26 protein-coding genes are annotated in these 23895 nt (G+C 68.9%); 9 read left to right on the top strand and 17 right to left on the bottom strand.

Annotated elements, in window-relative coordinates; all coding sequences use genetic code 11:
* Positions 1 to 13 precede the first annotated feature (13 nt).
* From IB228_RS08275 to IB228_RS08260, 4 genes are all read left to right on the top strand, one after another.
* Positions 14 to 862: a class I SAM-dependent methyltransferase gene (locus tag IB228_RS08275; protein WP_192198060.1), complete on the top strand. Its 849-nt coding sequence runs from the start codon at positions 14 to 16 to the stop codon at positions 860 to 862.
* Entirely contained in the window at positions 859 to 1356 is a 498-nt protein-coding gene (locus tag IB228_RS08270) for a DUF2938 domain-containing protein (protein ID WP_225562323.1), read from the top strand. Before IB228_RS08275 ends, IB228_RS08270 begins: the two co-directional genes overlap by 4 nt.
* Positions 1357 to 1616: 260 nt before the next feature.
* Positions 1617 to 2225 carry a hypothetical protein gene (locus tag IB228_RS08265; protein WP_192198059.1) on the top strand — a complete coding sequence of 203 codons (609 nt, stop codon included), beginning with the start codon at positions 1617 to 1619 and terminating at the stop codon, positions 2223 to 2225.
* Between the two features lie 110 nt (positions 2226 to 2335).
* A complete protein-coding gene (locus IB228_RS08260; RefSeq protein ID WP_192198058.1) occupies positions 2336 to 3262 on the top strand; it encodes a DUF2268 domain-containing putative Zn-dependent protease in 927 nt (308 codons plus the stop codon).
* Here IB228_RS08260 and IB228_RS08255 read toward each other — a convergent pair.
* From IB228_RS08255 to IB228_RS08225, 7 genes are all read right to left on the bottom strand, one after another.
* Positions 3259 to 3972 carry an ankyrin repeat domain-containing protein gene (locus IB228_RS08255; protein WP_192198057.1) on the bottom strand — a complete coding sequence of 238 codons (714 nt, stop codon included), beginning with the start codon at positions 3970 to 3972 and terminating at the stop codon, positions 3259 to 3261. The two genes, IB228_RS08260 and IB228_RS08255, sit on opposite strands and share 4 nt — an antisense overlap.
* Before the next feature lie 103 nt (positions 3973 to 4075).
* On the bottom strand, positions 4076 to 4636 hold the full coding sequence (locus IB228_RS08250) for a hypothetical protein (protein ID WP_192198056.1): 561 nt from the start codon (positions 4634 to 4636) through the stop codon (positions 4076 to 4078).
* A 180-nt stretch (positions 4637 to 4816) separates the two neighbouring features.
* Entirely contained in the window at positions 4817 to 6910 is a 2094-nt protein-coding gene (locus tag IB228_RS08245) for a pyrroloquinoline quinone-dependent dehydrogenase (protein WP_343227063.1), read from the bottom strand.
* Between the two features lie 179 nt (positions 6911 to 7089).
* On the bottom strand, positions 7090 to 7773 hold the full coding sequence (locus IB228_RS08240; RefSeq protein ID WP_192198054.1) for a class I SAM-dependent methyltransferase: 684 nt from the start codon (positions 7771 to 7773) through the stop codon (positions 7090 to 7092).
* A gap of 40 nt (positions 7774 to 7813) precedes the next feature.
* Complete coding sequence (locus tag IB228_RS08235) at positions 7814 to 9088, bottom strand: MFS transporter (protein WP_192198053.1); 1275 nt, start codon at positions 9086 to 9088, stop codon at positions 7814 to 7816.
* Positions 9089 to 9134: 46 nt separating this feature from the next.
* A complete protein-coding gene (locus IB228_RS08230) occupies positions 9135 to 9950 on the bottom strand; it encodes a siderophore-interacting protein (RefSeq protein ID WP_192198052.1) in 816 nt (271 codons plus the stop codon).
* 64 nt (positions 9951 to 10014) lie between these two features.
* Complete coding sequence (locus IB228_RS08225; RefSeq protein ID WP_192198051.1) at positions 10015 to 10716, bottom strand: PadR family transcriptional regulator; 702 nt, start codon at positions 10714 to 10716, stop codon at positions 10015 to 10017.
* A gap of 158 nt (positions 10717 to 10874) precedes the next feature.
* Between IB228_RS08225 and IB228_RS08220 the strand changes: the two genes are divergently transcribed.
* The 3 genes from IB228_RS08220 (at position 10875) to IB228_RS08210 (ending at position 12134) form a co-directional block, all read left to right on the top strand.
* Entirely contained in the window at positions 10875 to 11396 is a 522-nt protein-coding gene (locus IB228_RS08220; RefSeq protein WP_343227062.1) for a helix-turn-helix transcriptional regulator, read from the top strand.
* Positions 11393 to 11809 (top strand): VOC family protein, encoded by a 417-nt coding sequence (locus IB228_RS08215; protein WP_192198050.1) that lies wholly within the window; start codon positions 11393 to 11395, stop codon positions 11807 to 11809. Before IB228_RS08220 ends, IB228_RS08215 begins: the two co-directional genes overlap by 4 nt.
* Positions 11810 to 11918: 109 nt before the next feature.
* Positions 11919 to 12134 carry a hypothetical protein gene (locus tag IB228_RS08210; RefSeq protein ID WP_225562322.1) on the top strand — a complete coding sequence of 72 codons (216 nt, stop codon included), beginning with the start codon at positions 11919 to 11921 and terminating at the stop codon, positions 12132 to 12134.
* Positions 12135 to 12143: 9 nt separating this feature from the next.
* Here IB228_RS08210 and IB228_RS08205 read toward each other — a convergent pair whose 3' ends face one another.
* The 7 genes from IB228_RS08205 to IB228_RS08175 form a co-directional block, all read right to left on the bottom strand.
* Complete coding sequence (locus tag IB228_RS08205) at positions 12144 to 12779, bottom strand: hypothetical protein (RefSeq protein WP_192198049.1); 636 nt, start codon at positions 12777 to 12779, stop codon at positions 12144 to 12146.
* 22 nt (positions 12780 to 12801) lie between these two features.
* Complete coding sequence (locus IB228_RS08200) at positions 12802 to 13566, bottom strand: thioredoxin family protein (RefSeq protein WP_192198048.1); 765 nt, start codon at positions 13564 to 13566, stop codon at positions 12802 to 12804.
* Between the two features lie 596 nt (positions 13567 to 14162).
* Entirely contained in the window at positions 14163 to 14828 is a 666-nt protein-coding gene (locus IB228_RS08195; RefSeq protein ID WP_183639366.1) for a hypothetical protein, read from the bottom strand.
* A 47-nt stretch (positions 14829 to 14875) separates the two neighbouring features.
* Positions 14876 to 16096: a helix-turn-helix domain-containing protein gene (locus IB228_RS08190; RefSeq protein ID WP_192198047.1), complete on the bottom strand. Its 1221-nt coding sequence runs from the start codon at positions 16094 to 16096 to the stop codon at positions 14876 to 14878.
* 102 nt (positions 16097 to 16198) lie between these two features.
* Positions 16199 to 16591, bottom strand: a complete 393-nt coding sequence (locus IB228_RS08185; RefSeq protein WP_192198046.1) for a DUF6165 family protein — start codon at positions 16589 to 16591, stop codon at positions 16199 to 16201.
* A 63-nt stretch (positions 16592 to 16654) separates the two neighbouring features.
* Positions 16655 to 17701, bottom strand: a complete 1047-nt coding sequence (locus tag IB228_RS08180; protein WP_192198045.1) for an NADP-dependent oxidoreductase — start codon at positions 17699 to 17701, stop codon at positions 16655 to 16657.
* A 9-nt stretch (positions 17702 to 17710) separates the two neighbouring features.
* On the bottom strand, positions 17711 to 19000 hold the full coding sequence (locus IB228_RS08175) for an MFS transporter (RefSeq protein WP_343227061.1): 1290 nt from the start codon (positions 18998 to 19000) through the stop codon (positions 17711 to 17713).
* Between the two features lie 75 nt (positions 19001 to 19075).
* Here IB228_RS08175 and IB228_RS08170 point away from each other — a divergent pair, with 75 nt between their 5' ends.
* Entirely contained in the window at positions 19076 to 20122 is a 1047-nt protein-coding gene (locus IB228_RS08170) for an AraC family transcriptional regulator (RefSeq protein WP_192198044.1), read from the top strand.
* 27 nt (positions 20123 to 20149) lie between these two features.
* Here the strand turns inward: IB228_RS08170 and IB228_RS08165 are convergent, their stop codons facing one another.
* The 3 genes from IB228_RS08165 to IB228_RS08155 are packed head-to-tail and all read right to left on the bottom strand — an operon-like array spanning position 20150 to position 22425.
* Positions 20150 to 21115 (bottom strand): alpha/beta hydrolase, encoded by a 966-nt coding sequence (locus IB228_RS08165; protein WP_183639361.1) that lies wholly within the window; start codon positions 21113 to 21115, stop codon positions 20150 to 20152.
* 54 nt (positions 21116 to 21169) lie between these two features.
* The gene (locus tag IB228_RS08160) at positions 21170 to 22081 is read right to left on the bottom strand and encodes a hypothetical protein (protein WP_183639360.1); all 912 of its coding nucleotides are present in this window, start codon (positions 22079 to 22081) and stop codon (positions 21170 to 21172) included.
* On the bottom strand, positions 22078 to 22425 hold the full coding sequence (locus IB228_RS08155; protein ID WP_141455437.1) for a PadR family transcriptional regulator: 348 nt from the start codon (positions 22423 to 22425) through the stop codon (positions 22078 to 22080). The genes IB228_RS08160 and IB228_RS08155 overlap by 4 nt, the downstream gene beginning before the upstream one ends.
* 217 nt (positions 22426 to 22642) lie before the next feature.
* Between IB228_RS08155 and IB228_RS08150 the strand changes: the two genes are divergently transcribed.
* The gene (locus tag IB228_RS08150) at positions 22643 to 23893 is read left to right on the top strand and encodes an efflux RND transporter periplasmic adaptor subunit (protein ID WP_192198043.1); all 1251 of its coding nucleotides are present in this window, start codon (positions 22643 to 22645) and stop codon (positions 23891 to 23893) included.
* Positions 23894 to 23895 lie beyond the last annotated feature (2 nt).

The following is a 23895-nucleotide window of genomic DNA, read 5'->3' as shown; positions in this document are numbered from 1 at the left end:
GGCGCAGAAAACCATGGATACGAAGACGATCGCCGATGAGCAGGCCAGGCTCTGGAATGGCGCCGGCGGCCAGGCCTGGGTGGACCAGCAGGCGCTGCTGGACGCGATGCTGGAACCGTTCATTCCCATCCTGCGGGAGGCATTGAACGAGCCTGCCGCGCGGGTGCTGGACATTGGCTGCGGCACCGGTGCCACCACCCTGGCAATGGCGCGGGTGCTGGCGGGGCAGGGCGAGTGCATCGGTGTCGACATTTCCGCGCCGATGCTGGCGCTGGCCCGCGAGCGTGCGCAGCGCGAAGACCTGCGCGTGCGGTTCGTCCAGGCCGACGCGCAGACACACCCGTTTCCAGCGGAACACTTCGATCGGATCATCTCGCGCTTCGGCGTGATGTTCTTCGCCGATCCGGTACGGGCGTTCGCCAACCTTCACCGATCGGCAAGGCCGGATGCACGATTGTGTTTCATCGCCTGGCGCAGCGCCGCGGACAATCCGTTCATGACCACGGCGGAACGTGCCGCCGCACCGTGGCTTGCCTTGCCCGAGCGGCGTGCGGATGGTCCCGGCCAGTTCGCGTTCGCCGACCCGCATCGCGTCCATCGACTGCTCGAGGAAGCCGGCTGGCGCGACATCGAGATCCGTCCGGTCGATCCGATCTGCTCGCTGCCCGAATCCCGGTTGGTTTCCTACATCACCCGGCTGGGGCCGGTGGGACAGGCATTGCAGGAGGCGGATGCCGAAACCCGGACGCAGGTCGTCGGCGCCATGCGTGCCGCGTTCGAATCCTACGTGCGGGGATCCGAAGTCCGCTTCACCGCCGCCTGCTGGTGGATCGATGCGCGCCGAGGGAGTGCAGCGCGATGATGCCGCCGTCGGAATTCGTCGTGAATGCGATTGTGCTTGGCCTGGGCGCCACCGCGCTGATGGATGCCTGGATCTGGCTGCGCCAGCGCTGGTTGGGCGTGCCGGGACTGAACTACACACTGGTTGGACGCTGGGTGGCGTGGTTGCCGCGTGGCCGTTTTCTTCACGATCCCATCGCGGCCACTCCACCGGTGCATGGCGAGCGGGTGATTGGCATCGCGGCGCATGTGCTGACCGGGATTGTCTTCGCCGCGATTCTGCTGGTGTTCGGAGGCGAAGCGTGGCTTCGCGCGCCAACGCTTCCGCTATCCCTGATGGTCGGCATCGGTTCCGTGGTTGCGCCGTTTCTGCTGATGCAGCCCGGCATGGGGCTGGGCATCGCCGCCCGCCGCGCGCCGCATCCCGGCCGCACACGCCTGCACAGCCTGGTGACGCACGCGATGTTCGGCGTCGGCCTGTATCTGAGCGGACAGATCCTGTCGTGGATGGCATGACCGCATCAACGCGAATCGCCGGCGCGAGGGTGCGTTGCGCAGCAACAGCACTGGCGTGAAGGATGACGTCTTCCGCGTCGCCACGAGCATGCGGACAGGCAAGCGGACTCAACCTGTATTCCGCGACGGGCGGAAAGGCCGGAATACTTCCGGCACATGCACGCGTCCGGCATCGCCTCGAGCATGCGGGCCGGACGTCCATCCGGTGGAGGCAGCAGATGAACCCGTGTCGTTTCGTTCTCCCATGGTGTGCCCGGCGCGTGCTTCCGGGTGTATCGGGACTGGTGCTGCTGGCGGCCTGGGTTGCCGGCGCCGGCGCGGTCGAACCCCGCCTTCGCGTCGATGGCGCCAGCGTGGAATCGTTCGAACCGCCAGCCACGGTGCGGGTGCCGGCTTCCGCCGAATACCTCGGCAACCGGCGCTGGGTGCTGTACGGCTATGCCGATTGCGATCTGCATGTATACGCGCAGAAGGACGCCAAGGGCATGGTGCAGCGGCTGTACTGGATACAGTCGGAAGCCTACATTCCCAGCCGGCCCGAACTGACCCATGCCGGCGATTACGCCAAGTCCCGCGCACTGAAGATGGGTGGACTGGATTTCCATCTCGACACCTGGGGTCGCGCGCTGAGCGACGAGGCGCCCGCCGACTCGGATCTGGAACAGGTCGAACAGTTGGTCGCCGCCGCGAAGCTCAGGTTGCCGCAGCACATGGCGTTCGTCCGTCTGGTGCATTTGCCGGACGCGGCGCAGCGCAAGGAACTGATGCTCATCTATGCCGAGCGCGCCGACACCGACGCCGCGCCCGACGACAGCGTGGTTGCGCGCATGCAGCAGGCCATCGGTCTGGAAAGCCGGCCAGGGCCCTAGCGCCTGGAGCGGATGACGCGGCATGGCGGGAGTCACCGTGACCAACGGCCATTGATCCGGTACCTGTCCCCTCCGTAGCGTGGTCCGCATTCCCCACGGAGCAACGGAACATGCGCTTGGCATTGATGGCGGTGATGGTGTGCGCGGTGCTGGGCGCGACCACATCGCAAGGATGGGCGGCGGACGCGAAGGCCGGCGATCCGGTTGTCGATATCGACGATGTCGAGCGCTTCTACCGGCTCTACGACAGCGTCCAGGGACACCCGAGCGCCGAACAATTGCAGCGCGATTACCTGGATGCTGGATCCGAGGGACTACACCACTTCGCCAAGGCCCGCCGCATCACCGGCGAGGCGATCGCCGCGAACCTGGCGAAGAATCCGCAGGCCTACATCGATGCCAAGCGCTGCATGGAAGTGCTGCCGGACACCCGGAACCGGCTCAGGGCTTCCTTGCGGAAACTGGTGGAACTGTATCCGGAAGCGCGCCTGCCCACGGTCACGATAGCGGTGGGACGCGGCAAGCCGGTCGGCACCGCCAGCGCCGACACTGGCGTGCAGATCGGACTGGAAGCGCTGTGCGCGACCGACTGGCTCAATCCCGACCTGGAGGACCGCTTCGTCCACGTGATCGCGCACGAATATGTGCACGTCCAGCAGGTGCCGGCGTTCGTCGAAACCGAGCAGGCCACGGTGCTGGAGAGCGCGCTGATGGAAGGTGCCGCCGAATTCGTCGGCGAGCTGATCTCCGGCGAGGTCGCGTACCTGCATCTGAAACAGAACACGAAGGGGCAGGAGCTGGCCATCGAAACCAAGTTCCAGACCGACATGGACAAGCGCGATCTGTCCGACTGGATCTACAACAGCAAACCGGGAAACCCGGGCGATCTCGGTTATTGGGTCGGCTACCGGATCGTGAAGTCGTATTACCAGAACGCCAGCGACAAGCGGCAGGCGCTGCGTGACATCATCGGTTTGCAGGATGCACGGGCGTTCCTCGCACGCAGCGGCTGGCGGCCGGGCATTGAGCTGCGCTAGCGGCGCGACAGATGCGGCTTGCCCACGCCCATCACGCCCCAGCCGGTGCCATGGTCGTAGGTGGAATTGCGCGCCGGATGGATGAAGTGATCGCCGAAGCAGAGCTTGCGCAGGATGGCGTCGGGCCGCAGGTGCCAGCTGGCCCAGCCCAGCGGTGAATCGCCATTCCGGTCGCGGGCATCGATGCGTGCGCCCGCGGCCAGCAGCAGATCGATGGCGCGCTCGCTGCCGAATGCGGCGGCGCGATGCAGCGGCGTTTCCCCCTGGGTGCGGGCATCGCGCATGAAGCTGCCGGTTTCGATGCCCGGCAGGGTGGCGCAATCGGGATCTGCACCGGCGGCCAGCAGCATGTCAACGATGGCGTCGTAGGCGGGGCGATTGGCCTTGCACAGGGCCAGATGCAGCGGCGATTCGCCGGTGTCGGGCAGGACATGGCCGGGGTTGGCGCCCTGTTCGATCAGGAACTGGCACAGCGGCCAGTGGCCGTGGAAGACCGCATCGCCCAGACCGAGATTGTCGCCGAGCGATGCGAGGGTTTCACCATGGGCAAGCAGGAAGCGGATGGCGCTGACGTCGCCGTAGTACGCGCACCACTGGATGAGCCGAACACCATTTCCATCCGCGTCGGTGGCGGCATGGCCGTCGTCGACATGCTCGAACACCAGATCGGTGCGGCCATCGCGGATGCGGTCGAGGCGATCGCTGTTCATGGGAAGGCACTCCACCAGGTTCCGATCCGGTGGGTCGATTCTGCCATCGGAACCGGAACCCCTCGTTCGCCGTTCGTCCGACGCATGCCGGACGCTGGCGGGGTCATGACAAGGAGCGTGTACCGGAGCGCGCCGCGGCGAGGAACAGCGCCGCCGACACCAGCCACAGGCCGGTGAACACCACCGTCGCCGGCCACGGATGATCCATGCCGGAGAACTGGGCAACCAGGCCGATCGTGGCCTGGGCGATGGCGATGGCGGTGAGCGCGGCGGCCATGCCGCCCGGACGGAAGCGTGCGATGAACGCACCGGCCACGCCGATCGCCAGCACGCCGGCATACCAGAGATTGTAGGAATTGGTTTCGCTGCCGACGAACCCGACCGCCAGGTTCACCCACACCAGCAGGAACGCGGTGCCGACCGCGAGCAACGCGCCCGCCCGGTACCGCCAGTTGCCGCCCTTGCGCATCGCCACGTCGCAGGCGCCGCAGGCGACGGCGAGCATGCCGCCGAAGACGACGAAATCCGACAGCGTCCAGTTCACCTCGTCGGTGAACTGCATGGCGATCAGCGGCAACGACAGCAGGCAGGCGGCGGCGCCCCACATCAACAGGCGCCAGCCGGCGAAATGCGGTTCACGGGGATGTCGCGCGTCTGTGGTCATGAGCTTGTCTCCCTTCCGAGGTGGCCCAGCGTGCCGGCCAGGCATGAAAAAAGCAGGGCGGCTGTGTGAAGTGGAGATGAAAACAACGTCGATGCCATGCGTTTCAGATAGCAGGTAGCGCGAAGCCCCCAGGTCCAGGTCATGTCACGCCGGCTTGGCGGTTGGCGACGCTGACCTGGTTCATGTGGTGTGCCGGCGCTGGCGCCTGCGCCGCCGCCAGTATCGCCACAGGGCGACCACGCCCCCCAGCAACGCGAGCGCGGCGGTCGCCAGCACCGTCATGCGGACCGCTACACCATGCTGGAACACCACTTCCTCGCCCTCGCCATCCAGCGTGTAGGCGATGACGTAGTCGCCCATCGGGCCCAGGCCTTCCCGCCCGCCCGCCGCGATCACCAGGTACTGCCGCCCTTTCACCGCGTAGATCGATGGCGTGGCCTGTCCGCCGGCCGGCAGCTTGGCGTCCCACAGGATCTCGCCCGTCCTGCTGTCGAGGGCGCGAAAGCGCGCATCGGCGGAGGCGCCGATGAAGGTCAGGCCGCTGGCGGTGGTGACCGCGCCGCCGAGCACCGGCATGCCGACGTTCAACGGCAGCCACGGCAGTTCCTCCTCCAGCGTTCCGAGCGGACGCTCCCACAGCACCTTGCGCGCGCGCAGGTCCACCGCGACCACGCGTCCCCACGGCGGCTTGACGCACGGCGTTCCCTTGGCCGAGGCCAGCACACCGCGGCGCATGCCGTAGCGCGTGCCGTCCATGCTGTTGAACTCCTGCTCCGGATAGGCGTCGTCCTTGTCCCAGTCGAAGTCGGGCCGCGGGATCAGCGCCACCTGCATCGGCAGATCCGACACCGGCAGGATGGCGATCTGGCGCTGCGCGTCGATCGCGATGCCGCCCCAGTTCACCCCGCCTGCCCAGCCGGGCAGGGCGATGGTGCCGCGCACGCTGGGCGGGGTGAAGATGCCTTCCGAACGCAGCCGCGCGATCTGTTGCGCGCAGTCGCGGCGCTCGCCGGGCGTAGGGCCCCAGGCATCGTCCGGCGTCAGCGGCGCGTGGCGCGCCAGGCGCAACGACGGCTCGGGCATCGGCTGGGTCGGCCAGGCCTGCTCGCCGGGCACATCCGAGGCGGGCACTGGCACTTCGCTGATCGGGAACACCGGTTCGCCGGTGCGCCGATCGAAGGCGAACAGGAAACCGGTCTTGGTCGCCTGCAACACCGCATCGCGCGGACCCTGCGCGGTCTGCACGGTGGCCAGGGCCGGTTGCGAGGCCAGGTCGTAGTCCCACAGATCGTGGTGCACCAGCTGCTGCGCCCACACGCGCCGGCCGCTGCGCAGATCCAGCGCCACCAGCGAATTGGCATCGCGGTTTTCGCCCAGGCGTTCTCCGCCGTGGTAGTCCGGGCTGGCCGAACCGGTCGGCACGTAGACCAGCTCCAGCGCCGGATCCACTGACAGCGGCGCCCAGGCGTTGGCTGCACCCACGGTGCGCGCCTGTTCTGGCTGCCAGCCGCGCGCGGCGGCCTCGGCGGGATCGCGCGGCACAGGATCCCAGCGCCACAGTTCGCGGCCGCTGCGTACGTCGTAGCCGCGCACCACGCCTTCCTCCAGCGCATGCGCGCGGTTGTCGCCGACCGAGCTGCCGACCACCAGCACGCCGTTGGCGATCACCGGCGGCGAGGTCACCGCGTAGTTGCGCCATTCGCTGTCGGGTTCGTCGTGCAGGGTGATGCCGGTGCGCAGATCGATCGTGCCCTGCACGCCGAATCCGGCACAGGGCTGGCCGTTGGCGGCATCCAGCGCGATCAGGCGCGCATCCAGGGTGCCGAACATGATGCGCTCGCGGCAGGCCGCGCCGGCGGCGGCTTCCGGATCGCGCCAGTAGCTCACCCCGCGCGAGGCCGGATCGCTGTAGCGTTTGTTGCGTGCGACCTTCGCGTTGAACGACCACAGCTCGCGACCACTGGCCGCGTCCAGCGCGAAGGCGATGCCGGTGCCGGTGTTGAGGTACATGCGACCGTCCACCACCAGCGGATTGGCTTCGAACCGCCGTCGCTCCGGATCCGGCAGGCCCGTGCCCAGTTCGCCGGTGCGGAACGACCAGGCGATACGCAGCCGGCCGACGTTGGCCGGGGTGATCTGGGTGAGCGGTGAATGCTGGCCGCCGCCGGGGCCGCCACCGTAGCTGGACCAGTTGTCCGCATCCGCCGCCCGGGTGCCCGCGCCTGCCAATGCCAGGACCACGCCACCCGCCCATCCGTACCACGCCTTGCCCACCATAGGTCTTCGCTCCCGTGTCATTGCGGGCGGAGTGTGCGCGCAACGGCGCGGGGCGGGAGAGGGAAGGGATGGATCGCGGGCCGCGGGGACGAATGGCGGGAGGCCGGGGCCGAGCCGCGCCGTCATGTCGTCCGCCAGGCGCCGATCAGCGCCGGGGACCGCAATCGGGACGCCGCTCAGGCGTACGCCACCCAGCCGCGAAAGGTGAATCCGACGTGGAACAGCTCGATGCCGGTGAAGCCGGCGTCGGCCAGGATCGCTTCGTCCTCGGCGGGTGCAAGCAGATGCAGGTGCCGATCGATGGCGTCACGCCCGGCCGTCGCCTGCGCCGGTTCGATGCCGGACGCCACCGCGAAGGCGGCGTAGCGCGACAGCCAGCGTGCGCGTTGCTCCCCGTCCTGCGGAAAGCTGGCATGGGCCACCACGAACGGCGCACCCGGCCGCAGCCTGCGCCGGACCTCGCGCAGGGTGCGCAGGCGCTCCCCGGCGGACAGGAAATGCAGGGTCAGCAGGCAGGCGCCCGCGTCGAAGGGACCGTCGGGCGCGTCGTCGATGGTGCCGGGCACCCATTGCGTGCGCGCCGCCAGCGGTCCCAGCGTTTGCGCGGCCAGATCCAGCATGGCCCGCGCCGGATCCACGCCGGTGAAGGTCCAGCCCGGATGGGCCTGGGCGAACGCCTTCAGTTCCAGCCCGCCACCTGCGCCGAGCACCAACACCCGCGCATCGGCCGGCGCCCGTTCGGCCAGCAGGATCGTGGCCATGCGTTGCAGACCGACGAATCCGGGCACCAGCCGCGGCGGTCCCTCGGCGTAGCGCGCCACGGCGGCGGCGTCGGAAAACGCGGAGGTGGGGTCGGTCATGCGGGACGCTCTTCGGAGTGGCGTGGTGGTGACTGGAACATCAGCCTTCGCCCCGCGCCAGCGCGTCCGGCTCGGGCTCAACGACGATGGCCGGCGCTTGCGGCTGATCGCCGTCGGCGCTCACCCGTCCCACCCACCACACCGCCAGCAACGACAGCGCCACCGCCACCCAGCCCGCGGTGCCGTAGCCGCCGATGGGGCCGGCGGGCGTTGACGAGGACAGCATCAATCCGCCCAGGTAGGCGCCGCAGCCGGTGCCCAGCGCCTGCACCGCGCTGTTGGCGCTGAGGAACGCGCCGCGCTCGGCCGGCGCTGGCACCGTGGTCAACAGCGCCTGCATCGGAATCATGCGGCCGGACATCAGCACCATGAAGAACGGGAAGAACGCCAGCATCGCGATGAAGCCGATGTGGGGCAGATGGGTCACGAACAGCATCGGCGCCAGCGACAGCAGCACCGCGACCCGGAACACCCGATGCTTGCCGTGCCGATCCGCCAGCTTGCCGATAGCGCGCGAGGTGAAGAACGTCGCCGCGCCGCCGACCATGTACAACCACGACAACTGATCCGGAGCGATGCCGTGGTTGGCGACCAGAACCGGCGACATGAAGGGAATCACCAGCATCGAGGCGACCATCAGCAGCAGCGTCAGCACGAACGCATTGAGGTAGCGCGCCTGGGTGAACAAGCCGAACAGGTTCGGAAACGCCTGCTTCCACGGAACCGCCTGCCGCGCCAGGTGTTGATCCAGCGGCGGCAGCACGCGCGATCCGGCGAACCAGATCACCACCGACAGGCCGACCAGCAGCCAGAACGGGGCAGCCCAGCTGTAATGCGCGCCCAGCAACACGCCGGCCGGTACGCCCAGCACCGAGGCCAGCGAGAACGCCATCATCACCGTGCCGGTGGCCGCACCGCGGCGCGGACCGGGAATCACGTCGGCGATGATCGCCATCACGATCGAGCCGAGCACGCCGCCACTGATGCCGGCCAGCGCGCGCGAGGCCAGCAGCAGCGCGTAGCTGTCCGCCATCGCGCAGGCCAGGTTGGACAACGCGAACAGCGCGTACACGACCAGCATCAGCTTGCGCCGGTCGAAACGATCGATATAGGTGGCGGCCAGCAGGCCGGACAGGCCGGCACACCAGGAATAGGCCGACACCGCGGCCGCGAACGCGGCGGGAGTGATATGGAAGGCCTGCATGATCTGCGGACCCAGCGGCATCATCACCATGAAATCCATGATGAGGGTGAACTGGGTCAGCATCAGCAGCCAGAGCAGGCGACGCTCGCGGGGAGCGCTCAACGAATACATGCAACGTCCTTGCGGTCTGACGACCGGAGCAAATGGGGGAATGGAATCAGTCTTCCAGGTTTTCGTGCACGCCCTGCGCGCCGCGTTTCCAGTAGGCGGCGGCGCGGATGCGTGATTTTTCGACGCCGCGTTCATCCACCAGGTAGCGGCGCACCGCACGGATGTCGGCGGATTCGCCGGCGGCCCACACATGGCCATCGCCTTCGGGCAACGCCAGTGTGCGCAGTGCCTGCAGCAGGAGCGGCTCGGTGGTGTCCGCGCCGTCGCGATGGCACCAGTGTACCGACAGTTCGGCATCGGTCCGCAGATCCGGCCGTGCCGAGGCGTTGGCGATCTCCAGCACGGCGATCGCGCGCGTGCCGGCCGGCAGTTCGCCCAGGCGGCGGGCGATGGCCGGCAACGCGGTGTCGTCGCCGATCAGCAGATGCCAGTCGAAGCCGGTGCCGATCACCAGCGAACCGCGTGGTCCGCCGACGCCCAGCCAGTCGCCCGGCTGCGCGCGCGATGCCCAGTCAGTGGCCGGACCGGCTTCGTGCAGGGCGAACTCCAGTTCCAGTTCGCAGGCGTCGTTGTCGTAATGGCGCGGGGTGAAATCGCGCATCACCGGGCGTGGCCTGTCGTCGCGGAACTCCACGCCGTTCGGACCGAGTTTGGGGAGTTCGGGACGCGCTTCGCCCGGCGCGGGGAAGAACAGCTTGACGTGATCGTCGAATGACGCGGAAACGAAATCGCGCAACGAATCGCCGGTGAGGGTGACGCGGCGCAGATGCGGGGTGACGTCGTGCACGCGCGCCACCTGCAACAGGCGCAGTTTCAGCGGATGGCGGACGCGCACGACCGCCTTGTCGGCAACTTCGGACATGGAAACCTCGTGGGGGAGAGGTGAAACATTTCCGCCGCCCGAAGGCGGCGGAAGGGAACATCGGTCATTGGCCTTCGCCGTCCTCGATCTCGCGGGTGGCGCGCTCGAGGATGGCGGCGATGCGGCGCTGCTCGGCGGCCGATACGCCATCGCGGCGCACCAGCGCGTGCTTCAGGGCGTGCCGCGCGCGGATCAGTTCGGGCACCCAGCCACCTTCATCGACATCGGCCTGCGGTTCACCGGCGAACGCGCGCCGCACCGAATCCATCTTGCGCGCGATATGCGACAGCTTGGCGAGCATCAATTCGACCCGATCGCGGTTCGCCTCCAGATACTCGCGTCCAGGCGCCGCGAGCGCGTAGCGCTTGCGGTTGCCCTCGGCTTCCACGTCCACGTAGCCCAGCTCTTCCAGATAGGTGAGGGCGGGGTACACCATGCCCGGACTGGGGCTGTAGAACCCGTTCGAGCGCGCCTGCAGGGCCTTGATCAGCTCATAGCCGTGGCTGGGCTGGTCCTCCAGCAGGGCCAGCAGCAGCAGTTGCAGATCGTCGGAACTGAATTTGCGGCCCCGGGTCAGGCCATCCTCGCCAAAGCCGCCGAATCCGCCCGGAAAACCGGGGCCCGGCCCGTGACGATGACCGCCGCGGCCGCCGTGGCGCCGGCCGACGGCCTGCCAGAACGCATGCAGGGAAAAGCCTTCGGAGAAGGGGAAATCGCCGCCGCAGTCTTCGCCGCGGCGCGCGTGTCGGGGGTGATGACGACGCATCGGACACTCCTCGGTGTCATAAGATGCATCGTAAGATATATATCGTAAGAGCGTTAGTCAAGCCTGGACCGCGTGGAGCGTTTCCTGGATTTCGGCGCCCTTGGGTTATGGTGGCCGCCGCTCGTGGATCGGATAGCGGGCATTCACTGGAACATCCGATGGCGACATCCGAAGACGCGATGGGGAAAACAACGACAGGCTCCGGCCAGGATCCGGAACTCCTGCGCCGCCTGCTGCGCGCCCGGGACCGGATGGATGCCGCCTCGCACGAGGACTGGCCGGTGGCACGGCTGGCGCGGGTGAGCCATGTGTCCGAGGCGCATTTCGCACGCTCGTTCAAGGAGGCGTTCGGCGTGCCTCCGCATCGCTACCTGCTGACCCGGCGCATCGAGCGGGCCAAGACCCTGCTGCGCGATACCGAACTGCCCATCCTCGACATCGCGCTGCGGACCGGCTGGAACAGCCTGGGCACCTTCGGCCGCACCTTCCGCGACATCACCGGCGAAAGTCCGGGTGCGTTGCGCGGCCGCGAAGGCGCCGCCCGCCGCTCGGCGCAGGCGATGCCGGCCTGCTATGCCAGCGCCGCGCACCGTCCCGATCTCACCATCGCAGTTTCGGAGAAGCGGCGGCGGGAGGCCGGTGCTACAAAGGCGGCCCCAGAGAAACCGGAGGTCACATGAGTCAGGGTGTTGGAATGGTTGGGCTGTACGTCCGCGATCAGGACGAGGCGCTGGAGTTCTACGTCGACAAGCTGGGTTTCCGCGTGCACACCGACGTGCGCAACGGCGACTATCGCTGGCTGACCGTGCAGCATCCGGATCAGCCGTCGTTCCAGCTGGGACTGTTCAAGCCGCAGGAGCCGGTGCTCGACGCCGCCACCGCGCAGACCGCGCGCGCGATTGTCGCCAAGGGCGGGATGCCGCCGCTCATCCTCGACGTCGATGACTGCCGCGCGGCCTACGAACGCATGAGCGGGCGCGGGGTGGAGTTCACCCAGCCGCCGGAAGAACGCTACGGCAATGTCGACGCCAATTTCCGCGATCCCTCCGGCAATGGCTGGAAGATGATCGAGTCACGTCGCGGCAAGCACTGAATCCACGTTGGTCCCGCACGCGGCCGGATGACCGCGCGCGGGCGCAGCACCGTCCGGCAACGTGCAAGCCCGCCCGAGGCGTCTCGGGCCAAGCGCAGAGGAAATCCCGATGAACAAGTGGATCCGTCAGTTCCACCGCTGGCTGTCGATCATCTTCACCCTGACCGTGCTCGCCAACCTTGTCGCGTTGGCGATGCAGAAGCAATCCACCTGGGTGGGATTGATGGCGCTGTTTCCGCTGATCCTGTTGATGATCACCGGACTCTACCTGTTCGCCTTGCCCTACCTGGCGAAGTCGCGTGCCACCCCGCAGGCGGGAAGCTGAGGCACGGTGTCATTGCGCAAGCGCCAGCAGCACGATGCCCGTGGCGGCCAGCATCAGGCTCCACAGGCAACGCAGGGTCGCGGCGCGCCAATGACGCAGGTACCTGCCCCATCCGTGGCAGACGCCCCGCGCCAGAGCGCCGGTCACCAGCAGCATGGCGGTCATGTGCAGCGCCACCGCCGCCAGCAATGCCGCGGATGAGTAACCGGAGGCGGTGAAATCGCGCCACGGGCCGGCGGACAGGCACAGCGGCACCAGCGCCGGCACCAGGACCATGCCCAAACCGTGCGCGGTCGCCATCAAGCCGGACCACAGCGCCAATCCGACCGCGCCGAGGCGGTTCGCGGTGGGCGTGGGTGGCGCACGTCGGCGCCACAGGTGATGGCAGGCCAGGACGAGCAGGGCGGCTCCGGCGATGCGCGTGGCGACCGCCGCCTCCACGCGCAGGCCAATCGCGAAGGCGGTGGCGATCAGCACGATCGCCGTGGCATGTCCGACACCGATTGGCCACAACGCATGCCAGGCGTGTTCGCCACGGCCGGCATGGATCGCGCCTGCCGCGGCGAACATCCAGCCATTGGCCGGATGCAGCCCGTGCAGGGCACCGAGTCCGGCGATCGCCAGCCAGGGCCAGATCGTGTCCATGCCGCCGCGCCGGCCTTCGTGCTCAGCCGTGGCAACCGCAGGCGCTCTTGCCGTCCGCCTGTTCGTAGAGATCGTGGTGGCGCACCCAGGACATGGTGTCTTCCAGGCCGGCTTCGTCGCGGCCCTTCGGGGTGAGGTCGAGCAGCGGGTATGTCCCCATCATCACTTCCACGCCACGACCGAAGCGCGAGTAGGTGTGGAAGACGGTGCCGGCGTCGTCGCGATGGAACACGCTGATGCCGGGGGCCTCGGAATGCGGGAAATACTGGTGGGCGTAGTTGTAGTCGACCGCGCCGGTGGCCATGTCCTCGGGGGTGAAGCTGACCCCGAAGTCGTAGTTGAAATCGGAACCGAACGAGGACACCCACGGGAACTGCCAGCCCATGCGCGCGCGGAAGCGCTGGATGTCGGCCAGCGGCGCGCGCGAGATCACCAGCAGGGTGGTGTCGCGCTGGGCCAGGTGCGCGCGCGCGCCATCATGGTGATCGGCCATGTAGGAACAACTGCGGCAGCCCTGGTCGCGGCCGGGCGTGAACATGAAGTGCTGGACCAGCAACTGGTGGCGGCCGTCGAACAACTGGTCCAGCCGGCGCGGCCCGTCGACGGTATCGAATACATAGTCCTTCTCGACCTTTACCCAGGGCAGGGCGCGGCGTTCCTCGGCGATGCGATCGCCCAGGCGGGTCAGCTCCTTCTCGCGTGCGAGCAACGGCATGCGTTCCTTCAGCCATTGTTCGCGGCTGACGATGCGGGGGGAGGCGGCGGGGATTCGGGTAGTGAGGTTCATGATCTGCTCCTGGGGTGTGGGTAGAGCCATCGGGGGAGGAACGGTTGGTGTGGTGCGGGATTGAGCGGATCGCGTGATGGCGCCGGTGATCCCTTTCGAAGAGAGCGGATCCGCCGGAGGTGATCGGGGGATTTGCTTTTCGCGTCAGGAGCCAATCCCCCTCGGTCCCCCTTTTTCAAAGGGGGAGGTGGAACGGCGGGGAACTACCCCCTTCGAAGAAGGGGGTGGGCACCGGAGGTGACCGGGGGATTTGCTTTTCGCGCCAGGAGCGAATCCTCCTCGGTCCCCCTTTTTCAAAGGGGGAGGTGGAACGGCGGGGAACTACCCCCTTCGAAGAAGGGGGTGGGCACCGGAGGTGACCGGGGGATTTGCTTTTCGCGCCAGGAGCGAATCCTCCTCGGTCCCCCTTTTTCAAAGGGGGAGGTGGAACGGCGGGGAACTACCCCCTTCGAAGAAGGGGGTGGGCACCGGAGGTGACCGGGGGATTTGCTTTTCGCGCCAGGAGCGAATCCCCCTCAGTCCCCCTTTTTCAAAGGGGGAGGCAAAAAGCGTGAAAGGGCAAGTGCGGTGCTTGGTTCAGTGGCCCGCGCCGGGCATCACGCGGCGTGTCGTGGCCTGCGCACCGCGCGGACCTTGCCGCTGCCGCCGCCACCGGCGTAGAACAAATCCGCGCCATCGGACTCCAGCCCGCTCACGTTGGTGCCGGCCGGCATCTGCAAACGTTCCAGCACCTCGCCACTGTCGGGATCGATGCGGCGGATCTCGCTCTCGTCGCCTTCCCAGGTGCCATGCCAGAGTTCGCCGTCCACCCAGGTGACGCCGGTGACGAAGCGGTTGGATTCGATGGTGCGCTGGATGGCGCCGGTGGCCGGATCGATGCGATGAATCCGGCGATCGCGGTAACGGCCGACCCACAGGCTGCCTTCGGCCCAGGCCAGTCCGGTGTTCCCGCCCACGGCGGGAGCCGGAATCGTCGCCACGACCTCGCCGCTGGCCGGATCGATCTTCTCGATGCGCGAATCGGTGATCTGGTACAGGTACTTGCCGTCAAAGGCGGTGCCGGCGTCGCAGGGACGCTCCAGCTTGCGAACCGCGGCGCCGCTGTCCGGATCGATGGCCACCAGGCGCTCGTTGGTGGCGGCCCAGATGCGGGTGCCGTCGTAGGTCACGCCATGCACGCCTTCGAGATGATCGAGCGGGTATTCGCGGACGATTTCGGCGGCCTTGGCCGGGGTGGCGGAACGGGAGGAAGTGCGGGTCATGGCCTGGCTCCTGCGTGGTGCGCCGGTTGCGGCGCGATGGAGACACTCTAGCCAGCGGGCAGGGTAGCGGGGAGTAACAAGATCGTCGTGAATCCGGTCAGCGGCGGCGCCACCCAGCGCCGGGCGCGGGCACGCCCGACCGCGCGCGCGCGGCCACCGGCCTCGAGCTCGGCGAGCGCGCGCTGCACGGTGCGCTGGCTGGTATCCAGCGCCAGTGCCAATGCCGAAGTGGACCAGGCCGCGCCATCGGCAAGCAGCGCCAGCAGTTCGGCCTGTTCGCTTTCCAGCGGCGGCACCAGCAGCGCCACTTCGCGTGCGTCGTGCGGAATCAGCGCAAAGCCGCGCGCGGTGGCTTCGATGCGCGCCAGTGGTGCCGCCAACGCGCGCAGGCGGCCGAGTTCCACCCGCAGGCGGGCGCGGTGGGTCTCGTCCGGATCGCGTGTGCGGAACGCCTGTTCGATCAGGTGCTCGCGGCTGGCGTCACCCGGCCAGGCTTCGGCCAGCACGCGCGCCAATGCGAACAGCACCGGCCGTCGCGCCAGCGGATACCAGGCGCCATCCCGACGCAGTCCGCGCCGGCAGGCATCGATCACCAATGCGCCGGAAGCGAGCAGGGTTTCCACCTCGTCCAGTCGCAGCGACTGTTCGCCTTCGGTGTGCCGGCGCCGCGCCGCGGGGCGGGCCAACAGCGAACGCGCGTCGGCCACTTCCGCACGCAGGGCGGGAATGCCGGCGTGGAGAGCGGCTTCGTCGGCACGCTCCAGTGCGGCGCGTGCCGCGCCGGTACGCAATCCGCGCAGGGCCAGTTCGGCGCGCACCAACTGCGCGATCGCGGCCAGCGCCGGCGACAGCCGGCCGCGCGCCAGCACCGCCAGGGTGGCGGCGGCGGCGTCCAGGCGCCCGAGCAGCAACTGCCTGCGGGCCAGCACCAGGCGGCCCTGGCTGGCGTTGACGTGGTCGGCCTGCGCTTCCAGGACGGCGACGGCGTTCTCCAGCGCACGCGGGGTGGCGTCCAGATCCCGCATCGCCAGCGCGACTTCGGCTTCTGCGACCACGCATCGCGCGCGCGACAGCGGTTCGCGCGCACCGAAACCGCGTGCGGCCCGGCGCAGCAGTTCGCGCGCGCGCGGATGCTCGCCCAGTTGCGCCATCGCGATGCCGCGCAGCGCCAGCGCCGGCGGATCCTCGCGCAGGGCCACGCCCTTGAGCGCGCCCAGGGCATCGCCGGTGGCGAGGGCGCGTGCGGCGGCGGTGATCAGGGCGTCCATCGCGACAGGCTAACCGGTCACGATGGCCGGAGCGAACAAGGACGGCGAATGCCGGCCCATCCGCGCACGCAGCCGCGGGATGTGGCGGGCGGAACCGCGCGCTCAGCCCTCGGCGCGGTATTCCTTCTCTTCGATGAAGGTCGAGCCGGCCTGCTGGTTGATGGCGTTCTTCAGGCCTACGCGATGACCGTTGTGCTGGGCGACCGCGCGCGCCAACTGGATGAAGACGTCATCGAACACCTGCGCGGCTTCCTTTTCGCGCAGCGCGTCCTGCACGTCCCACATGAGTTCGTTGGCCTGCTTCAGCTGCACCTTCAGCTCGGCCATGGTCGGATGGCGCTCGGCGATCGGCGCCCACAACGGCAGAAGATCCTGCAGTTCGGCGAGCACGTTGCGGCGCTTGCCCTCGTCGGTGATGCGCTCGGACTTGATCTCCAGGATGGTGATCTTGTCCGCCAGTTCACCGATCGACACCGGTACCCGAATCGAATCCACGTCCGTTCCTGCGTTGGGAATTTGCGCGGATGATAGCGGATCGTCCCCGTCGGACGGGGGCGGTCAGTCCGCCACCCGCACGACCAGCTTGCCGAAGTTGTGGCCCTGCAGCAGGCCGGCGAACGCGGCCGGCGCCTGTTCCAGCCCATCCACGACGTCCTCGCGCAGACGGATGTCGCCGTTGGCGAGCCAGTCCCGCATGTCGCGGCGGAACGCCTCGAACCGATCCGCGTAGTGGTCCAGGATGATGAAGCCCTGCATGCGCACGCGCTTCTGCAGGATCGTCGCCAGCAGTTGCGGCCGCTGATCCACCGCGCCGGCGGCGTCGCGATCGTTGTAGTGGGCGATGAAGCCGCATACCGGCAGGCGCGCGTGCAGGTTGAGCAGCGGCAGCACCGCGTCCAGCACTTCGCCGCCGACGTTCTCGAAGTACACGTCGATGCCGTCGGGACAGGCGGCGGCAAGATGTTCGGCCAGGTTTCCCTCGCGCCGATCCAGGCAGGCGTCGAAACCCAGTGCCTCCACCGCGAAGCGGCACTTGTCCGCGCCGCCGGCGATGCCGACCACGCGCGCGCCTTTCAGCTTGGCGAGCTGGCCGACCACGGCGCCGACCGCGCCGGTCGCCGCGGCCACCACCACCGTCTCGCCCGCGCGTGGCTGGCCGATGTCGAGCAGTCCGACGTAGGCGGTGAAACCGGGCATGCCCAACCCGCCCAGGGCGAGCGACGGCTGGGGCAGGCCATCCAGCGAGGCCAGATCGGATCCGTCCGACAGCGCGTAGTCCTGCCAGCCGGCGTTGGCGAGCACGATCTGGCCTTCGCGGAAACCGGGATGGCGCGAGCTCTCGACCCGGCTGACGGTGCCGCCGACGATCACCTCGCCCAGCGCCAGCGGCGGCGCATAGCCCGGGCCGATCTCGTCCATCAGGTTGCGCATGTACGGATCCAGCGACAGGTGCAGCGTGCGCAACAGCACCTGTCCTTCGCCGGGCACGGGCACCGGCTCGCGGAGCAGACGGAAGTTGGTCGCCGCCGGCAGGCCGCGCGGACGCGCGGCCAGGGTGATGCGGCGGTTGAGCGGCGTTTCGGCGGAATCGGCGGGCAGGGACATGCGGGAGGCTCAGTGGAAACCGGGACGGGAAGGCAGTGCTTCGTCCGCCAAGTTGGCCGGACGCGGGCCGTGGCGCAGGGTCAGCAGGGTGCCGAGCGTCATCATGACGACCGCGAACAGCGGACCGCCGATCGCGCCGACATGATCCACCAGCAGGCCACCGCCGATCGCGCCGGTGGCGATGGCGATCTGGAACGCGGCCACCAGCAGGCCGCCCGCGCCTTCGGCCTGATCCGGCGCGGCGCGGATGATCCAGATCTGGAAGCCGACCGGGAACGCGCCGAACGCGAAGCCCCATAGCGCGATGGCGACCGCGGTGACGATCATCGAGTGGCCGGCCAGCAGCAGGCCGATCGCCAGCAGCGCAATCAGGGTGCCGCCGAACACGATCGCGGTGCGCTCGCTGCGTCCGGCCAGGTAGCCGCCGGCGAAGTTGCCGAAGAAACCACCGATGCCGTAGGCCAGCAGGATCGCCGAGATCGCGCCCACCGACAGGTGGGTGACGTTCTCCATCAGCGGACGCAGATAGGTGAAGCCGGCGAAGTGGCCCGAGATCACCAGCAGCACCGCCAGCAGCGCCATGCGTACGCCCGGCCGGCCCAGCAACTGGCCGAGCACGCGCAGATCCGGGTTGGCCGTCGGCGGCAGCGAGGGCAGGGTGAAGATCTGTGCCAGCAGCGTGATCACGCTGACCACGCCGGCGGCGACGAACGCGCTGCGCCAGCCCCACAGTTCGCCCATCCACGCGCCCACCGGCGCGGCGCAGACGGTGGCGACCGAAACGCCGGTGAGGATGAACGACATCGCGCGCGGGAATTTCGATTCCGGCACCAGTCGCATCGCCAGCGCGGCGGCCATCGACCAGAATCCGCCCAGCGCCACGCCCAGCATCACCCGCGCCGTGAGCAACGGCCACAGGCTGTCGGCGACGACGGCCAGCGCGTTGGACAGCACCAGCAGCGTCGTCAGCGCCAGCATCACGTGCTTGCGGTCGATGCGGCGGGTGAGCAGCGGAATCGACGGCGCGGCGATGGCGCCGATCAGGGCGGTGGCGGTGACGGTCTGCCCGGCCGCGCCTTCGCTGATGGACAGATCGGAGGCCAGCGCGGTGAGCAGGCTGGCCGGCAGGAATTCGGCGGTGACCAGGCCGAACACGCCCAGCGCCAGCGCGCCCACGGCGGCCCAGCGGGCGGGGACGTCGTCGCCGGCGATGGTTGGGGAAGCGGTGTCGGCAAGCGGGGAACCGGGGTCATCCAGCAGGCCGTCGGCGGTGCAGTCGGAACAGGAGGAGGAAGACACGGGGGAGGGAATCCGGGGGAGCGGACGGGCAGATTAGGCGTATGATGCTGGCGTTTCCATGCCGGAAAGGCCGATATGCTTGCTCATTCGTCCAGGATTTCGAACCCCGCCACCTCGCGTGGCGAGGCCGAGGCGCCCGCCGGCGGACGCGACATGCTCACCCGGGTCCTGCTCGACCTGCGCCTGGACGGCGTCGAATACGGCCGCTGCGTGATGCAGGCGCCGTGGGCGATCGCCTTTCCGGCCAGCCGCGAGGCGCGCTTCCACTTTGTCGCCCGGGGCGGCTGCTGGCTGAAGCTGCCGGACGCGGACTGGGTGCGCCTGAACGCGGGCGACGCGGTGCTGCTGCCGCGTGGCGGTTTCCACGTGCTGGCCAGCGCGCCGGACGTGCCGACGATGGACATCGACGCGCTGGCGCGGGTGCCGGTGTCGGAGAACATCTACCTGGTCAAGACAGAGCACGACGGCGATGCCGATCCGGAAGCCAGCACCGTGATGTTCTGCGGCAGCCTGCGCTTCAACCTGGATCCGTTGCATCCGCTGCTGGCGATGATGCCGGACATGATGCGTGCCGGCGAACTGGCGCAGCGCGATCCGACCGTGCCGGCGATGCTGGAGGCGATGGAGCGAGAAGTCGCGCTGGATCGCATCGGCGCGTGCGGCATCCTGGCGCGGCTCGCCGACGTGCTGGCCGCCAGCATCATCCGCGCGTGGGTGGAGTGCGGATGCAGCGATTCCTCCGGCTGGATCGCCGCCGTGCACTGCCCGTCGATCGGCAAGGTCGTCGCGGCTATCCACGCCGAACCCGAACGCGACTGGACGGTGCCGGAGCTGGCCGGCCTGATGGGCGCGTCGCGATCCCGCTTCGCCGAGGCGTTCACCCGCACGCTCGGCGAGACACCGGCGCGCTATGTCGCGCGGATCAAGATGTTCCAGGCGCGGCGCTGGATCGCGCAGGACGGCATGCGGGTGGCGGTGGCGGCCAATCGCCTGGGCTACGACTCCGAAGCCTCCTTCAGCAGGGCGTTCAAGCGCATCATCGGCCAGTCGCCCGGCGCGCTGCGCAGCGAGCACCTGCACGCGCGACCGCGCGCGGCGTTCGAGGCGCGCGCACCGCGCTGATCGTCGCGCGGTGCGGCGTGGTGCCGGTCAATGCTTGCGGACCTCATCGAGCCGGATCTCATCAAGGATCCGGCGCACCGCCCCGGCGACCACGGCCGGATTCTCGTACGGGATGACATGGCCGGTGTTTTCCGCGACCACCAGGAAGCCGTGCGTGGACAGGGTCGCCAGATCTTCCTGCCACTCGCGCCACTGGAGATCCTCCGCGTTCGGCGGCGTCTCGGTCTTGCCGCGCCGGATGACCGCCAGCGGCAGATCGCCGAGAGTGCCGTAGCCATGCGCCTGCCGCATCGCGGCGGGCACGCGATCGAGCGCTTCGTATTCCTGCTTGACCGTGGCCAGCACGCGCGGCAGGAACGCCACCACGATGTCGGGCTCGACGTCGGCCGGCAGCGGCACGACCGGACCGTCGCCCTGCGCCTTCTTCAACCCGGCATCGATTTCCGCCGCCAGGCCCGTGCGGAATTGCGCCGCGCCCGGAGTGAACAGATACGGCTCGGGACTGGCATCCACCAGCACCAGGCCGGCGACCTCGTCCGGATATTCCCGCGCGTACAGCCGCGCCAGCAGTCCGCCGACGGAATGGCCGACGATCACCAATGGCGTCCGCAATTTCTTCGCGGCGATCAGTGCGTGCAGATCCGCCACCATGTCCTGTTGCGTACGGGCGCCGGGAACCGGATCGCTCCAGCCCAGTCCCGCGCGGTCATAGGTGCAGGCGCGGGCGAACGGCGCGATGGCGTCCTGCGCCTTGGAGAAGCCCGAATGCGCGGTGTACTGCGACAGCCCGGCCTCGAACAGCACGGTGGGAGCAGCCGCGTCACCCTTGCAGTCCAGGTGCAGGCGGCGTCCGCCGATATCCACGAGTTCGCCCGGCGCGGGTGGCGGAACGAACGCGGGTGGAGACGGAGCGGATTCATCCGCGAAAACGAGGTTGGCCAGGCCCAGGTTGGCCGGAATCAGGGCGAGCGAAAGCAGACACGCGCGAAGCAAGGCGGGACTCCTTGGCAAGGGAAGCGGGAAGGCCGGCGGCGCCGGCCGGTGGTGTCAGCCGGAAAGATCCGGCAGACGGATGCGGGTGCGGCCGCGCTGCAGGCGGATCCCCAGGTCCACCAGCATGATGACGACGATCAGCGCCAGGATGCCGCGCGCACCCTGATCGGTCGGCGTGGCCTGGAACATGCGGCCGGCGGTGACCCACCAGAGCAGCAGTGCGATGAAGGCCGCGCTGGACACGATCTCCAGCTTGCGCATGAGCGGCGACCAGCGTCCCTGCACCAGTACGCAGGCCAGGATCGCGAAACTGGCCGCCCACAACGGCAGCACCGGCCAGGCGCGGATCCGCAGGAAATCCGGATCCAGCGCCAGCACCCGCGGCAACGCGCCGGGCAGATGCGGTACCAGCCAGGGCAGCGATACCACCACGGCCACGCCGATCACGAACCACGCCAGGCCGAAGGCGAGCGCGCCGCGGTTGACGCGTTCGGGATCGACCGCTCGCGGTCGCCAGCGCGGCTTGAACCAGCCGCGCTGGCGCAGCCACGCGGCGAGCAGGGTGAACATGATCATGAAGCCCGGCCACCAGAACGCGCCCAGGCCCGGACCCAGCCACCAGCCGGCCAGCGGCAGGCGGCCGTCGAACACGTGCGGCAGGCTGATCGCCCACTGGATGGCGAGGCCGATGATCGCGATCAGCGCGAACTTGCCGGTCTCCTGCGGAGGAATGGCGACCAGGCCCGGCGGGCGGTAGCGCGTGGCCACCTCGGCCGGCGTACCGAATTCGCGCAGCAGCGCCAGCACCATCGCATCGTCGGCGGGCCGGCCTTCGCCATCGGCGCGTTCGGCCAGCATCTCGGCGAGCAGGCCACGCAGTTCCAGCCCGATTTCGTTGCGCTCGCGTGCGGGCAGGCGGCGCATCACATCGATCACGTAGGCATCGATCACGTCGTTCACGTTCATTTCCCGTCCCCTTGCAGCAGTCCACCCATGGTCCCGACCAGCGAATCCCAATAGGCCTTCAATTCGGCGAGCATCGCCTCGCCCGCGTCGTTCAAGCGGTAATAGCGGCGTGGCGGGCCGTCCTCGATCCGCCACTCCGAGGCCAGCACCCCCTGGCCTTCCAGACGCCGCAGCAGCGGATACAGCGTGCCTTCCTCGATCGGCATGCCACGCTGGGCCAGCGCCTGCCGCAGCGAATAGCCGTACTGGAACTCGCGCAGCTGCGACAGCACCGCCAGCACCAGCACGCCGCGCCGCAGCTCCAGTTCCAGCTTGGATCCCGGGTTGTCGCGCGCTTCCACCATGTTCCACCCCGTAAAGTTTGGCGAACAGTACTTTGTGTTGCACAGTATGTAAATCCCGGGAAGCAACTTGCCGACGGACGGCGGCAGGACGCCCGGTGGCGGACGCCGAACGTACGAAAACGGACATGATGGCGTGCCAAGGGGGAAAGAATCTTCCACTGAATCAATCAGTTGAGCGCGCATCGCGATTGGCACGCGGCATGCTCTTCAAAGGGGCATGGACATCGCCCGCCCCCAGACCCGCTCCGCATCCCGCCGCCGCCTGCTGCTTGTCGGCGGCCCGATTCTGTTCCTGGCGGCGGTCGCCGCCGTCGCCGTGCTTGGCGTGGGCCAGGCCGCACCCAAGGTCGAACGCGGCAGCCTGTGGATCGGCGACGCCGAGCGCGGCGACATGGTGCGCGAGATCCGCGCCACCGGCACGCTGGTGCCACGCGACATCCGCTGGATTACCGCCGGTGCCGTCGCCACGCTGGAGCAGGTGCTGGTGCAGCCTGGCAGCCGGGTGGGCGCGGACACGGCGATCCTGCGCATGGTCAATCCGGAGCTGACTGCCAACCTGGAAAAGGCCGAAGCGGCGCTGGCGGGCGCCGAGGCCGAAGTCGCCTCGGTGCGCACGTCGCTGGCCTCGCAGTTGCTGGACCAGCAGGCGCAGCAGGCGCAGGCGGAGTCGGAATGGCGCATCGCCGAGGTCAAGGCGCAGGCCTACGAGCGTGCGCATGCCGCCGGGGTGATGTCGAAGATCGATCTGCGCCAGGCGCAGATCACCGAGACCACCCAGCAGGGACGCGCGGAAATCGAAGCCCGGCGCGTGTCCGCGTTCCGCCAGAACATGGCCGCGCAACTGCGTGCGGCGCAGGCGCGGCGCGACGAAGCCGCCAGCACGCTGGCGATCGCGCGCCAGCAGGTCGCGGCGCTGGACGTGCGTGCCGGCAGCGATGGCATCCTCCAGCAGATCGACGTCGAACCGGGCCAGCAGGTCCCCGTCGGCGCCAAGCTCGCACGGGTGGCGCGTCCGGATGATCTGATCGCGCGGTTGCAGGTGCCCGAAGTGCTGGCCAAGGACCTGTCGCTGGACCTGGCGGTGAGCGTGGACACCCGCAATGGCGTGGTCGAGGGTCGGCTCACCCGCATCGATCCGGCGGTACGCAACGGCAGCGTGACCATCGATGTGGATCTGGGACGCAAGCTGCCGCCCGGCGCGCGCCCGGATCTGTCGGTCGACGGGCGCATCCGCCTGGGCGTGCTGCGCGACGTGATCAGCATTCCGCGCCCGGCGCTGGCCGTGCCTGGCAGTCCCGGCACCCTGTTCGTGCTGGACGGCGATGGCGAGGCCCGCCAGACCGCGGTGCGCTTCGGCGCCGCCTCCAGCGATCGCATCGAAATCCGCAACGGTCTTCGCCCCGGCGACCGCGCCGTGCTTTCCGACACCAGCCAGTGGGCGCAGTACCCGCGACTGCGTTTACGCTGACC

Source organism: Pseudoxanthomonas sp. PXM04, from assembly GCF_014851695.1.
Taxonomy (GTDB): domain Bacteria; phylum Pseudomonadota; class Gammaproteobacteria; order Xanthomonadales; family Xanthomonadaceae; genus Pseudoxanthomonas_A; species Pseudoxanthomonas_A beigongshangi.
This window is presented reverse-complemented; position numbering and strand designations above follow the sequence as displayed.

Excerpts from the sequence above, each read along its gene's own strand:
- IB228_RS08275 (WP_192198060.1), top strand. The coding sequence starts at position 14 with ATGGATACGAAGACGATCGCCGATGAGCAGGCCAGGCTCTGGAATGGC.
- IB228_RS08230 (WP_192198052.1), bottom strand. The coding sequence starts at position 9,950 with ATGTCCGAAGTTGCCGACAAGGCGGTCGTGCGCGTCCGCCATCCGCTG.
- IB228_RS08170 (WP_192198044.1), top strand. The coding sequence starts at position 19,076 with ATGCTTGCTCATTCGTCCAGGATTTCGAACCCCGCCACCTCGCGTGGC.
- IB228_RS08195 (WP_183639366.1), bottom strand. The coding sequence starts at position 14,828 with ATGACCCGCACTTCCTCCCGTTCCGCCACCCCGGCCAAGGCCGCCGAA.
- IB228_RS08215 (WP_192198050.1), top strand. The coding sequence starts at position 11,393 with ATGAGTCAGGGTGTTGGAATGGTTGGGCTGTACGTCCGCGATCAGGAC.
- IB228_RS08150 (WP_192198043.1), top strand. The coding sequence starts at position 22,643 with ATGGACATCGCCCGCCCCCAGACCCGCTCCGCATCCCGCCGCCGCCTG.
- IB228_RS08200 (WP_192198048.1), bottom strand. The coding sequence starts at position 13,566 with ATGAACCTCACTACCCGAATCCCCGCCGCCTCCCCCCGCATCGTCAGC.
- IB228_RS08225 (WP_192198051.1), bottom strand. The coding sequence starts at position 10,716 with ATGCGTCGTCATCACCCCCGACACGCGCGCCGCGGCGAAGACTGCGGC.
- IB228_RS08250 (WP_192198056.1), bottom strand. The coding sequence starts at position 4,636 with ATGACCACAGACGCGCGACATCCCCGTGAACCGCATTTCGCCGGCTGG.
- IB228_RS08180 (WP_192198045.1), bottom strand. The coding sequence starts at position 17,701 with ATGTCCCTGCCCGCCGATTCCGCCGAAACGCCGCTCAACCGCCGCATC.
- IB228_RS08240 (WP_192198054.1), bottom strand. The coding sequence starts at position 7,773 with ATGACCGACCCCACCTCCGCGTTTTCCGACGCCGCCGCCGTGGCGCGC.
- IB228_RS08220 (WP_343227062.1), top strand. The coding sequence starts at position 10,875 with ATGGCGACATCCGAAGACGCGATGGGGAAAACAACGACAGGCTCCGGC.
- IB228_RS08160 (WP_183639360.1), bottom strand. The coding sequence starts at position 22,081 with ATGAACGTGAACGACGTGATCGATGCCTACGTGATCGATGTGATGCGC.
- IB228_RS08270 (WP_225562323.1), top strand. The coding sequence starts at position 859 with ATGATGCCGCCGTCGGAATTCGTCGTGAATGCGATTGTGCTTGGCCTG.
- IB228_RS08155 (WP_141455437.1), bottom strand. The coding sequence starts at position 22,425 with ATGGTGGAAGCGCGCGACAACCCGGGATCCAAGCTGGAACTGGAGCTG.
- IB228_RS08210 (WP_225562322.1), top strand. The coding sequence starts at position 11,919 with ATGAACAAGTGGATCCGTCAGTTCCACCGCTGGCTGTCGATCATCTTC.
- IB228_RS08190 (WP_192198047.1), bottom strand. The coding sequence starts at position 16,096 with ATGGACGCCCTGATCACCGCCGCCGCACGCGCCCTCGCCACCGGCGAT.
- IB228_RS08260 (WP_192198058.1), top strand. The coding sequence starts at position 2,336 with ATGCGCTTGGCATTGATGGCGGTGATGGTGTGCGCGGTGCTGGGCGCG.
- IB228_RS08255 (WP_192198057.1), bottom strand. The coding sequence starts at position 3,972 with ATGAACAGCGATCGCCTCGACCGCATCCGCGATGGCCGCACCGATCTG.
- IB228_RS08205 (WP_192198049.1), bottom strand. The coding sequence starts at position 12,779 with ATGGACACGATCTGGCCCTGGCTGGCGATCGCCGGACTCGGTGCCCTG.
- IB228_RS08235 (WP_192198053.1), bottom strand. The coding sequence starts at position 9,088 with ATGTATTCGTTGAGCGCTCCCCGCGAGCGTCGCCTGCTCTGGCTGCTG.